Raw genomic sequence first — 12,728 nt, forward strand, 5'->3', positions numbered from 1 at the left:
ATCCCGGCAGGATGGGGGCATGACCTCTGGCGGCAGCCCGTACCCGGACCTGCTCGGCGGCCCGCCGCCCACCCTGCTCCCGCCCGACCCGGGTGCGGCGGCCCTCGAGGCCGGCACCCAGGCAGAGGCCGTGGCGGCGCAGTACCCCGGCTCGTGCGCGGCGTGGGCGGCGCTGGCCGACCAGGCGTGGCATGCCGGTGACGTGGTGCAGTCGTACGCGTTCGCACGCACCGGCTACCACCGCGGGCTGGACGCCCTGCGCCGAAGCGGGTGGAAGGGGCACGGGCCGGTGCCGTGGTCGCACGAGCCCAACCGGGGCTGGCTGCGCGCCCTGCACGCCCTGGGGCGCGCGGCCCACGCGATCGGCGAGGGCGACGAGGCCGAGCGGTGCGCCATCTTCCTCGTCGAGTCCAGCCCCGAGGCGGCCGACGTCCTCACCTCGGCCTGAGACCACCCTGGTCGCGGTTGGCCCACCCGCCTACCGAGGGCCCAACCACCACCGGGGTGGTGACGCCGCGCGCTGTGGATGACCGCCGCAGCCGGCTGCCGTACGTCGCCAGTCTGTTGTCGTGCATCCGCAGCTGGCGAGCCTCGCCGCCCGCCATGGGGGCACCTTCAGCCGGGAGGACGCGCTCGCCGCCGGCTACACGGCGGCGGAGATCCGCTCGAGGTTGGAGTCCGGGGCCTGGCTGCGGCTTCGGCGGGGTCGGTACGTCTCCGCGGAGCTGGCCGAGACGACGACCGACCCGCTGGCCAGGTACCGGCTCGACTGTTGGGCCGCCCTCGCGGTTCTCGACTCTGCCGTGGCCGTCAGTCACCGCTCCGCGGCACTGCTGCACGGCCTGGACCTGCATCCCACGTCCCGCCAACGCGCCTTGGCCCTGGTCGAGCTCATCCTCCCGGCGGGGCACTCCCGGCGCCGGCCTGGCGTCCTCGGTCACGACCTCCCGCTCGTCGCCGCGGAGGTCACCCACGTGGACCGACTGCCCGTCACGTCCGAGGCACGGACCGGCGTCGATGTCGCCGCCGTCGAGAGCCTGGCGAACGCCACGATCGCGTTGGACTCGCTCCTGAGACGGTGGGCCGCCGACGGCGTCGAACGGCAGGAGGCCCACCTCCGGCTGACGACGGCGGCTGACCGGTGGCCGCGCAAGCACCATCGCCGGATCCATCGCGCCATCGAGTTCGCCGACGGCCGCGCCGAGAGCCCCGGGGAGTCGCTGTCTCGGGTGCTGCTCGCCGGTCAGGGTCTTCCGCCGCCGGACCTGCAGTACATCGTGGCCGGCTACCGCAGCGACTTCGCCTGGCCGGGCGCCCGGACGCTGGGCGAGTTCGACGGTCGCATGAAGTACACCGAACCCGGCGTCCTGTGGGCCGAGAAGCTGCGCGAGGACGCGTTGCGAGCGGCCGGGTGGGAGGTCGCGCGCTGGACGTGGGACCAGATCACGACGAACCCCGCAGCAGTCGCGCAGCGATTGTTCGCGGCGTTCCGCCGGGGCTCCCGGCATGCGGGCTGACCGCACGAGACCACCCTGGTGGTGGTTGGCCACGCGGACTCGGCGTGGTCAACCACCACCCACGTGGTCTCGCGATCAGGTGATCCTGGTACCGGCGGACCGGAGGTCATTGGCGGCTTCGACGATCCGCGCCGCCATGCCGGCCTCCGCGGCCTTGCCGTACGACCGGGGGTCGTACTGCTTCTTGTTGCCGACGTCGCCATCGACCTTGAGGACCCCGTCGTAGCTCTTGAACATGTGGTCGGCGATCGGTCGGGTGAAGGCGTACTGGGTGTCGGTGTCGATGTTCATCTTGACCACGCCGTAATCGAGCGCCTCGCGGATCTCCGACAGCAACGAGCCGGAGCCGCCGTGGAAGACCAGGTCGAAGGGCTTGTCGACGCCGTACTCGGCCCCCACCGCGTCCTGGATGTCCTTGAGGATCGACGGGCGCAGGACGACGTTGCCGGGCTTGTAGACCCCGTGGACGTTGCCGAAGGTCGCCGCGACGAGGTAGCGGCCACGTTCGCCGAGACCCAGGCGCTCCGCGGTGGCGAGGCCGTCCTCCGGCGTGGAGTACAGCTTGGCGTCGTGCTTGGCCTGCACGCCGTCCTCCTCGCCCCCGACCACGCCGATCTCGATCTCGAGCACGATGTGCGCGGCCGCCGTCTTGTCGAGCAGCTCGTCGGCGATGTCGAGGTTCTCCTTCAGCTCCACCGCCGAGCCGTCCCACATGTGCGACTGGAACAGCGGCTCCTGGCCGCGCGCCACCCGCTCGGTGGAGATCGCCAGCAGCGGGCGGAGGAAGCCGTCGAGCTTGTCGACGGGGCAGTGATCGGTGTGCAGCGCGATGTTGACGGGATAGGCCTTCGCGACCTCATGGGCGTACGCCGCCAGCGCACTCGCCCCGACGACCATGTCCTTCACCGGCTGGCCAGAGGCGAACTCCGCGCCGCCCCACGACACCTGGACGATGCCGTCGCTCTCGGCCTCGGCGAACCCGCGGATCGCGGCCACGATGGTCTGCGAGGACGTGCAGTTGACCGCGGGATAGGCGAATGCGCCGGCCTTGGCGCGGTCGAGCATCTCGGCGTACACCTCGGGGCTGGCGATGGGCATGGCTGGACTCCTCGCGGGGACATCGGCACCGGTACGCCGCCTCCGGGCGACCCCGGCCGGACGGCGCAAGCGTCATCCTCGCACGTCGCGACGCCCCGCCACCGCGCCCCGGCCCGGCGGCAAGTCACCGCACTCCGGCTCTGCCGCACCCCCTCACCGCACCCGGGTCTGTCGCAATGAACGGTCTTCGCGCGCGGGCGCCGGTGCGGCGCTGGGCGTGACTGCGGGTGGACCGAACCGCGGGTCAACCGGGAAACTGACCGAAGACGTGGCGGCGCACCCAGGCGTGCATCGCCACCGCCGCGGCCGCGCCGGCGTTGATCGAACGGGTCGAGCCGAACTGGGCGATCGAGAGGACCGCCGCGGACCGCTCCCGCGCCTCGGCGGACAACCCCGGCCCCTCCTGCCCGAACAGCAGGACGCAGCCGCGCGGCAGGTCGTAGGTCTCCAGCGGCACCGCGCCCGGCAGGTTGTCGACGCCCAGCAGCGGGAGTCCGGCATCCGCCGCCCACGCCGCGAGGGCGTCTACGTCCTGGTGGTGCCGCACGTGCTGGTACCGGTCGGTCACCATCGCGCCGCGGCGGTTCCAGCGCCGCCGGCCCACCACGTGCACCTCGGCGGCCAGGAAGGCGTTGGCGGTCCGTACCACCGACCCGATGTTGAAGTCGTGGGCGAAATTCTCCACCGCGACGTGAAAGGGGTGCCGGCGCCGGTCGAGGTCGGCGACGATCGCCTCGAGGCGCCAGTACCGGTAGCCGTCCACCACGTTGCGGCGGTCGCCGTGGGCGAGCAGGTCGGGGTCCAGGCGAGAGTCGTCCGGCCACTCACCGGGCCAGGGCCCCACCCCCGTCGCAGGGTCGGCGGAGTCGGCAGGGTCGCGCGGCGCATGGTCGGCGCACATGGAACGCACAGTCTCCCCGGATAGCCTTCCGGCGTGCACCTTGCGGCCGAGCTCGCCCTGCTCGGGTGGCTGTCCCCCGATCACCTGCTCGGCAGTTTCGGGCTGCTCGGCCTGCTCGCCGTCATCTTCGCGGAGTGCGGGCTGCTCGTCGGATTCTTCCTGCCCGGCGACACTCTGCTGTTCACGGCGGGGGTGCTGGTCCGCAAGGGCAGCTTCGACCACCCCCTCTGGTACGTCATCGCGCTGGAGTTCCTCGCCGCCGTCGCCGGCAACCTCGTCGGCTACCTCATCGGCTATCGAGCCGGCCCCGCGGTCTTCCGCAACCACGACGCCCGGATCTTCCGTCCCGAGTACGTCCGCCGGACCGGCGAGTTCTTCCAGCGGTGGGGCAGCTGGGCCATCGTCCTGGCGCGGTTCGTCCCGGTCATCCGCACGTTCGTGGCGGTCATGGCGGGCGCCGCTCGGATGAACTTTCGCACCTTCGCCATCTTCAGCGTCATCGGCGGCGCGCTCTGGACGACAGGCGTGACCTGCCTCGGGTACGCCTTCGGCAACGTCGCCCTCATCGCCGACCACGTCGAGCTGATCCTGCTGGCCGGCGTGGCCTCCTCGGTGGTGCCGATCGGCTGGCACTACTGGCGGACCCGTCCGGCCTCCTCAACCGGCTGAGCCGAGCCGACCGACGACGCCCCCTCCCCACGCGACCCGGAGCACGGCCCGCACGACGGCCGACGGGGCCCGAGGCCGGCCGAGCCGGGGTCAGGCAGTGGCCGGCGGCTCGGGTGGAGGGGGCGGCGCCGACGGCGTCGTGGCTCCCGGAGGCGGTGCGGCGTAGGTCGGCCCGCCCGCGCCGCCATCCCCGGGACCGGGGGCAGGTGCGGTGGGTCCGGCTGCCGGCGGGCCGGCGTACGGCGTCCCGGTCGCCATACTCCCGAACGACACCTGCGGCACCGCCCGGGTCTCCTCGTCGTTGGCCTCGAAGTACTCGGCCGCGGTGAAGTGGAACATCGAGGCGATGAAGTTGCTCGGGAACGCCTGGATGCGCGTGTTGTACGCCCGTACGTTGGCGTTGTAGAAGCGCCGGCCGGCGGCGATCCGGTCCTCGATCTCGGCCAGCTGGCTCTGCAGCTGCTGGAAGAGCGAGCTCGCCTTGAGGTCCGGGTAGGCCTCGGCCACCGCGAACAGCTGGCGCAGGGCGCCGGTGAGGACGTTCTCCTGCTCGGCCTGCTGCGCCGGGGACGAGCCCGGGGCGGCGGCCGCCGCACGTGCCGCGGTGACCGCCTCGAAGGTGCCGCGCTCGTGGGCGGCGTAGCCCTTGACCGTCTCGACCAGGTTCGGGACCAGGTCGTGGCGGCGGGTCAGTTCGACGTCGATCTGGCGCCAGGACTCCTGCACCAGGTTGCGCTGCCGGACGAAGCGGTTGTAGGAGACGACGGCGCCGAGCAGGAGGAGGACGACGACGCCGAGCACGATCCAGACCACGGGACTCACGGTGCGCTCCCTCCACCGGTACCTCCGGCTGGCTGCTGGGGATCGTATCCGTGGTCGTGCCACACGAACGATGGGACACCGGCCACCACCTTGCTCAGGTGGTCCAGGCGCTGAAGCACGTCGACGGGGGAGAACGCGCCCGTCGCCCACGACAGGATGTCGGTGCCCTCGATGCGCCAGGCGAGGTGCGGCGCCGCCAGCAGCATCTCCATGGTCCGCGGCGTGAGCACGTCCGAGGCGAACTTCGGGTCGGGGCTGGTCACCGTGAACGCCCGGTTGAAGTCCTCGGACTCGAGGTCGATGTCGTGGCCCATCCCGACCGCCTGAGCGGCCCGTCGCAGCACGCTCTCGCCGGTGACCTGCAGCGTCGGCAGGTACGTGGGGAGCCCGAGGGCGACGACGCCGAAGGTGTGGGTGGTGCGGTTGGTACGCCCGTTGGCATCCGTCGACGTCGTCTCGTAGGAGTAGTCGAAGCCCACGAACGCTGCGCCGCGCCACTCCCCGCTCATCACGTTGCGTGCTCGACGCCGTTCGCCGGTGCCGAACGGGTGCCCCTGCCACCGGTCGACGTACTGCGGAGCCTCCGCGACGTAGCTCCAACCGCGATCGACGCAGAACTGCTCGACGGCCTTGATCCGCTTCTGGTTGTTCAGGTAGCCGATCACCACGAAGGCCGCGCCGACCACGAGGAAGACGACGAACACCAGCGGGGAGGCGTTGCTCATACCGTCCAGTGTCGACCCGTCACGGCACGGACTGGAGCGGCCCCACCGCCTCGCTCACCGAGGGGTGCCCGGTCCCGGGGTCACGCCGCGGGTAGACGCTGCGGGGCCGGGCTCCGGCGGCCGAGACTCAGGCCAGGGCCAGGCTCCAGCCGCCGAGGCTCAGGCGAGGCCGAGGTCGGCGAGGGTGAAGGCCGCCCGGTACGTCAGCCCGGCAGCCGCGACCGCCGCCGCCGCCCCCCGCTCGACGATGACGGCGACACCCACCACCTCGGCGCCCGCCTCGCGCAGCGCCGAGACCGCGGTCAGCACCGACCCGCCCGTCGTCGAGGTGTCCTCGACCGCCAGGACGCGCCGCCCGGCGACGTCCGGTCCCTCGATGCGCCGCTGCAGCCCGTGCGCCTTGCCCTCCTTGCGCACGACGAAGGCGTCCAGCCGGGCGCTCCGGCGCGCCGCCGCGTGCAGCATGGCCGTCGCCACCGGATCCGCGCCCAGGGTGAGCCCGCCGACCGCGTCGTAGCCCAGGTCCGCGGTGAGGTCGAGCATGACGTCACCGACCAGGGGGGCCGCCTCGCCGTCGAGGGTGATGCGGCGCAGGTCGACGTAGTAGTCGGCCTCCCGCCCGCTGGACAGCACGACTCGGCCGTGGACGACGGCCTTGCGCGTGATGTGGTCGAGGAGCTGTGCCCGTACGTCGCTCACGGGGCGCCACGCTATCCGCGTGCGGCAGGCTGGCCGGCGTGGCCGTCGTCTTGTGCCCCTCGCCCCTGACCCGCGCGATCGCCTGGGGCGCGCTGGGGGAACGGCTGGTCCGGTTCGGCCACGAGGTGGTGATCGCCGATCCCACCGATGACGACGACCCGCCGTACGCCATCCGCTGGATCGCCGGGTGCGCCGGGGTGGCCGACGTGACGGGACGGCTCGCCCTCGTCGGCCACAGCGGCGCGGGGCCCCTGCTCCCACGGCTGGGCGCCGCCCTGCGGGCGAGGGGACGAACGGTCGCGGCGTACGTGTTCCTCGACGCCTCACTGCCGCGGGAGCGTCCCGGCAACCGACTGGACCTGCTCGCCGTCGAGGACGACGCGTTCGCCGCGCAGCTGCGTGACCAGCTCGCCGCGGGCGGGCGCTTCCCGGCGTGGAGCGATGCCGACCTCGCCGGGGAGGTAACGGATCCCGAGTCCCGGCGCGCGCTCCTCGCCGGTCTGCGCCCGCGCGGGAAGGCGTTCTTCGACGAGCCGCTGCCGACCGCCGGCGACGGGGAGCCAGGTGGATGGCCGGACGCGCCGGTCGGCTACCTGCTGACCTCCCCTGCCTACGAACGCGTGGCACGTATCGCGGCCTCGCGCGGCTGGCCGGTCGTGGAGCACCCTGGAGGGCACTTCGCCGCCCTCGCCGACCCGGACGGCACCGCCGCCGCGCTCGACCGGCTGCTCAGCGCCCTGCACGCCCCCTGACCTGCACCCACCGCCCGCATCGCCCCCGCGCCCGAAGCCGACCATCCGCCGCCCGTTCTGCAGAAGTCCCTTTCGTCCCCTTTCCGCGGGCGGATCGACCGGACAAATGGGACTTCTGCAGAACGCGGTACGGCAGAAGTCCCATTTGTCCCCCTCCAGGGGTGGCAAGAACCGGACATATGGGACTTCTGCAGGGAAGCCGCTGGGGGACGGCTTGGTGGGAAGAGCCAGGGGACGGCTTGGTGGGAAGAGCCAGGGGGACGCGGCTTGGTGGGAAGCCGCTGGGGGGACGGCTTGGTGGGAAGAGCCAGGGGGCGACGGTGGGGACCGCCTCCCCCCTCCAGGAGGCGGTCCCCACCGCGCGGCGCCCTCAGCGCTCGAGCTCGTCGAGCAGCTGTAGGGCGACCTGGGTGTCAGGGGGCAGGCCCTCGACCCAGATCCGCGGTGGGCGGCGCACGACCACGCCCAGGCCGGCCCGGCCCACCCGGTCCTCGACCGCGTCGCGCAGGCGCGCCAACGCGGGATTCAGCTCATCGTCACGGCGAGCGAGCGCCACGAAACGCCCGCCGGGCAGGGCGGCCAGCGGGTCGCCGCCGTCGAAGACCTCAGCCATCGCCGCACCCAGGACGCACGCCCGCGCCATCCGCTGCCACGGGTGGGTCTCCGCGAGGTGGGCGTCGAGCACCACCAGGCAGTGGGTGAGGTTCACCGGCACGTGGGTGCGCGCCGCGCGAGCGTAGGTCTCCTTCAGCCGCAGCCGCAGATAGGACGCCGTCGCCAGACCGGTCAGCGGGTCCTCGCAGGCGCGGGCCCGGACCGGCGAGACGCCGGCGTCGACCCAGCCCTCGGCCAGCGCGCGGACGACCCCGAGCGGCGGCTCGCCGCGCCCAGCGGCCGTGTACAGCGCCGCGAGGTCGTCGAGCGCCTCCGAGAGCCCGACCCCGACGGCGGCCCGCGCGCGGCCCAGCCGGTCCGCGGCCGGTACGGCGTCCCGGCCCTCGGCGACCGCCTCGGCCAGCGCGTCGACCGCCGGGTCGTACCAGTCCGAGGGGCGCGCCCAGGCGACGTCGAGGCTGCCCAGGCGCCAGCGCTCGAGCAGCTCGTCGACGGAGGTGACGACGCTCGGGGCGCGCTCGATACGGAGATCCACGCCGAGGAGACAGCCCGAGCGGCGCTTCATGACGCGGGTCCGGCTGCTCTGTTCGGGTGAACCGGTGGGTCTCACCCTCAGGGAAGGCACCCGGTGACTCAGCGTCCGCGTTTGGAAACCCGATGCGACCAAGGGACCCTGGTGTGGGTCGGCCGCCGCGCGCGCCGTACCGACCGACACCCAGGGTCGGCCGAGAGGAGGAGGCCTTCGTGAGCCAGCAGCCGGGCATCACCGCGGACGCGGTGGGTCCGAGCGACGCCGAGCTCATCACGGCCGTCCGCGCCGGCGACGCCGAGGCCTTCGGCCAGCTCTACACCCGCCACGAGGCGGCCGCCCGCGGCCTGGCCCGCCAACTGGTACGTGACCCGGCCGAGGCGGAGGACCTCGTGTCGGAGTCCTTCGCCAAGATCCTGCAGGTCTTGCAGGCCGGCGGCGGGCCCGATGCCGCCTTCCGCGCGTACCTGTACACGACGGTCCGACGCGTCGCCTACGACCGGACCAAGGCCGGCGGACGGGTCCGGCCGACCGACGACCTCAGCCCGTACGACCCCGGGGTCCCCTTCGTCGACCCCGCCCTCGAGGGCCTCGAGAAGACCCTGGTGGCGGAGGCGTTCCGGACGCTCCCCGAGCGCTGGCAGGCGGTCCTGTGGCACACCGAGGTCGAGGGGCTGTCCCCCGCCCAGGTCGGGGTACTGCTCGGGCTGACCCCCAACGGCGTCTCCGCGCTCGCCTACCGGGCTCGCGAGGGCCTGCGGCAGGCCTACCTCCAGCAGCACCTGCTCGGTGAGGTCCCCGACGGCTGCGCCGCCGTGCACGACAAGCTGGGGGCCTACGCCCGCGGCGGACTCTCGCGACGCGAGACCGCCCAGGTGGACCAGCATCTCGAGGGATGCCCCAAGTGCCGCGCGCTGGTCCTGGAGCTCACCGACGTCAGCCACGGCATGCGCGTCGTCATCGGTCCGCTGGTCCTGGGCACCGCCGGGATCGCCGCCCTCAAGGCGGGTCTGCTCGGTGCTGGGGTGGGCGGGGTGCTGCACGGGGCCGCCACGGCCCACGCGGGGTCGGCCACCGCCACCGCCTCGGGTCCGGTGCGCTGGGTCACGCGCGCCGGCCAGGGGATCTCCTCCGCCGGTACGCCGGCGGTTGCCGCCAGCGTCGCCGCCGTCCTCGTGGTCGGCGTCGCGAGCGTGGTCACCGCCGCCGGGCTGCTCACGAACCACCACAAGGCGACGCTGGACGCCGTGTCCGAGCCCCGCACCGTCGCCTCCTCGGCGGCCTCGGGTGGGAACGCGGGCTCGGGCGGTGGGCTTCGCGTCGTGACCGGCGGCTCGACCGGGTCCGGCGGATCGACCGGGTCCGGCGGATCGACCGGCTCCGGCGGCTCCGGGTCAGCAGGCCCCGGGTCGGGCAGCTCGGCCGGTGTACCGCCGGTCCTGCCGCCGCCGTCCTCGTCGTCCTCGTCGTCCTCATCGTCCCCCTCGTCCTCCTCGCCGGCACCCTCCTCCGCGTCACCGACGTCGTCGGCCAGCCCGTCGGCCTCCTCCAGCCAGTCCGCGTCGGCCTCCCCGACACCCACCGGCTCCGGGCACTCCAGCGGCTCGCCCAGCCCGACGAGCAGCCCCACCAGCAGCCCGACCAGCACGGCCTCACCGAGCGGCTCGCCGACGCCCAGCTCGTCCCTCTCGGGCGGCGGGTCGGACTCGCCCAGCCCGTCCCCCACCGACAGCGGCAGCGCCTCGCCGAGCACGTCGCCCATCGGGTCGTCGTCCCCCTCCGCCAGCCCGACCACCTCCGCGACGGCCCTCGCCGTCAATCTCGAGCCGCTCGGCGACCTGGTCGCGGGCCACGACGGCATGGTCGGCTTCACCCTGTCGGCGAGCGGCTCCGATCCCGCGACGGGACTCACGGCGAGCGTCGTCCTGCCGCCGGGCGTCTCGCTCACCGGTACGGCCGTACGCTCCGGCTCCGGCTACGGCGTGGGCGCCGTCCTCGCCGAGCCTTTCGTCGTCTCGGGTGAGTGGATCTGCACGGGCACGACGGGCACCGTGACCTGCACCGGGCCGGACCTGGCACCCGGTGACTCCTCCAGCGTCTACCTTGCGGTACGCGCCGCCGCCGGTTCGGCCGGCACCACCCCGGTGAGCGTCACGGTGAGCGGCACCGGGCTCACCCCGGTGACCGCGACCGGCACCGCGGGCGTCGCCGCCACCGGCCTGTCCGCGCGGTGGGCGGGGCGCGGCCACCTCGGTGTGACCGAGGTCGGCGCACCGCTGCTGACCTGTCCCGCGAGCGCCAAGGGATGTGCCGACGCCAGGGCCGGGCGCGGTGACACCCTCAACAACGACTCGTGGGGCATGGTGCCGGTCGACACCGACACCGACCCGACCACGACCGACTCCTCCAGCACCACGTTGGGCCTCCCGGCCAACGGCCACGTGGTCTTCGCCGGACTGTACTGGTCCGGGAGCACGCCCAAGGGGGCGGACGACGCCACGCTGGGCAGCGTCCGGCTGACCGACCCGAGCGGGACCCAGAGCGACGTCACCGCCGAGCGCGTGGACCGCGCGAGCACCGCCCAGGGCCAGGACTACCAGTCCTTCGCCGACGTGACCGACCTGGTCGAGGCGGGCGGGGCGGGCACGTGGACGCTGGCCGACGCAGGGGTGTCCCCCGGCGCGACGCACTACGCGGGCTGGTCCCTGGTCGTCGTCTACGGCGACGCGACCCGGCCCGAGGGCAAGGTGAGCGTGTTCGAGGGCTTCGAGCCGGTGACCCCGACCGCACCGGTCTCGTTCACCGTCGCCGGCACGGCCGGCGAGGCGGCGCGGATCGGCCTGGTCGCCTGGGAGGGCGACGCGGGCATCACCGGCGACAGCATGAGCCTCGACGGAACGGCGCTCACCCCGACGTCCGGCCACGAGGACGCGAACAACGTCGCGGACTCGACGGCCACCGGCGCCAGCGACGCCAACAGCTTCGGTACCGACGCCAAGGCACTGTCCGGGGCAACCTTCGCCGCCGACGAGGCGACCCTGGTCGCGACCACCAAGCAGGACGTCTTCCTCGTCGGGGTGATCACCGTCTCGGCGGCCGGCTGAAGCTCGGAACCCGACCGCCCACCCGGGCGTCTCACGGGGAGACGACGGGGGGAACGAGGATGCGCGGGACCGGCCGACTGCCTTGGCCGGCCCTGGCCTTGCTCGCCCTGGGGTTCAGCGCCTGCGCCACGGGCGAAGGCGCGACCGGAGCGGTACGCCTGACCGGTCGCGCCCGCACCCTCCCGGTCGGCACGCTCACCGCCAGCGACGTCGGCGCGGCCCAGCGGGCGTTCGGGCTCGACGTCTTGAGCGCCCTGTGCCACACCACCCACTCGGCGAACCTCACCCTCTCGCCCGCGAGCCTGGCCGACCTGCTCGGCCTGCTCGACGCCGGCGCCGGGGGCGTGACGCGCCACCGGCTGGCGCACCTCCTGCACCTGCCGGCGTGGGGTCAGGACCTGATCGCCGCCCAGCAGGCCCGTACCCGGTCGCTGGCGGCGCTGGCGAGCGACCCGCACGCCCGGGTCCTCGTGAGCAACCACGTGTGGGCGCAGGCAGGCGCCCGGCCTCAGCAGACCTACCTCGACGACATCCGCACCGCCTTCGACGCCGATCTGCGCACCGTGGACTTCGCCGGAGCGCCGGCGGCGGCGACGGACTCGATCAACGCCGCGGTGGACCACGACACCGAGGGGCTGATCCCCACGCTGTTCGACCGGCCGCTCGACGCCGGCACGGTCGACGTCCTCACGAACGCGGTCTACCTCGACGCCAGGTGGCAGCAGGCCTTCGACCCGCACTCCGACGACGCGACCTTCACCACGGCAGCCGGCCCCGTGACGGTCCCCATGATGTCGACGACCCAGGTCTTCGACTGGACCGCGGCCGACGGCTGGCAGGCGGCCACCCTGCCCTACCAGGGCGGCACGCTCAGCGCGGTGGCGATGCTGCCTCCCGAGGCGAGCTCCGCCTGCACGGTCCCGTCGGCGAGCGCCCTCGACACGCTGCTCGGCCGAGCGATGGCGAGCACGACCGTGCGGCTGCCCCGCATGCGCCTCGAGCAGACCCACCAGCTCCTGCCGACCCTGACCCGGCTCGGACTGCCGGCGGACGGGGACTACTCAGCGATCCATCCCGGCGCCTTCCTCAGCCAGGTCGTGCAGAAGGTCGTCGTCGAGGTCGACGAGTCGGGGACACGTGCAGCGGCCGCGACCGGCGGGGCCATGGCGACCTCGGCGCGCCTGGACCAGCATCACCTGAGCTTCGACCGACCGTTCCTGTTCCTCGTGCGCGACACCGCAACGGGGTCCCCGCTGTTCCTGTCCTGGGTCGGTGACCCCACCCGCAGCTGATCACC

Annotated in this window: 12 protein-coding genes; 6 read left to right on the forward strand and 6 right to left on the reverse strand. The window is 73.6% G+C overall.

The genetic code is table 11. The features are described 5' to 3' along the window. Positions 1 to 19 precede the first annotated feature (19 nt). Together VMI11_07065 and VMI11_07070 are read left to right on the forward strand one after the other, a co-directional pair. Positions 20 to 448, forward strand: coding sequence for a DUF3151 domain-containing protein (locus VMI11_07065; protein ID HTY72172.1), 429 nt, complete (start codon positions 20 to 22; stop codon positions 446 to 448). Positions 449 to 569: 121 nt separating this feature from the next. Beyond that, positions 570 to 1,517, forward strand: a complete 948-nt coding sequence (locus tag VMI11_07070) for a type IV toxin-antitoxin system AbiEi family antitoxin domain-containing protein (GenBank protein HTY72173.1) — start codon at positions 570 to 572, stop codon at positions 1,515 to 1,517. Between the two features lie 75 nt (positions 1,518 to 1,592). Here the strand turns inward: VMI11_07070 and fbaA are convergent, their stop codons facing one another. Together fbaA and VMI11_07080 are read right to left on the reverse strand one after the other, a co-directional pair. Beyond that, a complete protein-coding gene (fbaA, locus tag VMI11_07075) occupies positions 1,593 to 2,615 on the reverse strand; it encodes a class II fructose-bisphosphate aldolase (GenBank protein HTY72174.1) in 1,023 nt (340 codons plus the stop codon). A 244-nt stretch (positions 2,616 to 2,859) separates the two neighbouring features. Further along, entirely contained in the window at positions 2,860 to 3,516 is a 657-nt protein-coding gene (locus tag VMI11_07080; protein HTY72175.1) for a TrmH family RNA methyltransferase, read from the reverse strand. A 33-nt stretch (positions 3,517 to 3,549) separates the two neighbouring features. On the opposite strand from VMI11_07080, the gene VMI11_07085 reads away from it, so the two are divergent. After that, positions 3,550 to 4,185 carry a VTT domain-containing protein gene (locus tag VMI11_07085; protein ID HTY72176.1) on the forward strand — a complete coding sequence of 212 codons (636 nt, stop codon included), beginning with the start codon at positions 3,550 to 3,552 and terminating at the stop codon, positions 4,183 to 4,185. 90 nt (positions 4,186 to 4,275) lie between these two features. On the opposite strand, the gene VMI11_07090 is transcribed toward VMI11_07085, so the two are convergent. From VMI11_07090 to pyrE, 3 genes are all read right to left on the reverse strand, one after another. After that, positions 4,276 to 5,007 carry a LemA family protein gene (locus VMI11_07090; GenBank protein ID HTY72177.1) on the reverse strand — a complete coding sequence of 244 codons (732 nt, stop codon included), beginning with the start codon at positions 5,005 to 5,007 and terminating at the stop codon, positions 4,276 to 4,278. Further along, on the reverse strand, positions 5,004 to 5,732 hold the full coding sequence (locus VMI11_07095; GenBank protein ID HTY72178.1) for a DUF3137 domain-containing protein: 729 nt from the start codon (positions 5,730 to 5,732) through the stop codon (positions 5,004 to 5,006). Before VMI11_07095 ends, VMI11_07090 begins: the two co-directional genes overlap by 4 nt. A gap of 159 nt (positions 5,733 to 5,891) precedes the next feature. Next, on the reverse strand, positions 5,892 to 6,431 hold the full coding sequence (gene pyrE, locus VMI11_07100) for an orotate phosphoribosyltransferase (GenBank protein ID HTY72179.1): 540 nt from the start codon (positions 6,429 to 6,431) through the stop codon (positions 5,892 to 5,894). 38 nt (positions 6,432 to 6,469) lie between these two features. Here pyrE and VMI11_07105 point away from each other — a divergent pair, with 38 nt between their 5' ends. Next, positions 6,470 to 7,183 carry an alpha/beta fold hydrolase gene (locus tag VMI11_07105; GenBank protein HTY72180.1) on the forward strand — a complete coding sequence of 238 codons (714 nt, stop codon included), beginning with the start codon at positions 6,470 to 6,472 and terminating at the stop codon, positions 7,181 to 7,183. Between the two features lie 370 nt (positions 7,184 to 7,553). Here the strand turns inward: VMI11_07105 and VMI11_07110 are convergent, their stop codons facing one another. After that, the gene (locus VMI11_07110; GenBank protein ID HTY72181.1) at positions 7,554 to 8,333 is read right to left on the reverse strand and encodes a hypothetical protein; all 780 of its coding nucleotides are present in this window, start codon (positions 8,331 to 8,333) and stop codon (positions 7,554 to 7,556) included. Between the two features lie 209 nt (positions 8,334 to 8,542). Here VMI11_07110 and VMI11_07115 point away from each other — a divergent pair, with 209 nt between their 5' ends. After that, the gene (locus VMI11_07115) at positions 8,543 to 11,431 is read left to right on the forward strand and encodes a sigma-70 family RNA polymerase sigma factor (GenBank protein ID HTY72182.1); all 2,889 of its coding nucleotides are present in this window, start codon (positions 8,543 to 8,545) and stop codon (positions 11,429 to 11,431) included. 59 nt (positions 11,432 to 11,490) lie between these two features. Further along, the gene (locus VMI11_07120; GenBank protein HTY72183.1) at positions 11,491 to 12,723 is read left to right on the forward strand and encodes a serpin family protein; all 1,233 of its coding nucleotides are present in this window, start codon (positions 11,491 to 11,493) and stop codon (positions 12,721 to 12,723) included. Positions 12,724 to 12,728: the final 5 nt, after the last annotated feature.

This window comes from Actinomycetes bacterium (assembly GCA_035506535.1).
In the GTDB taxonomy this organism is placed as follows: Bacteria; Actinomycetota; Actinomycetes; order DATJPE01; family DATJPE01; genus DATJPE01.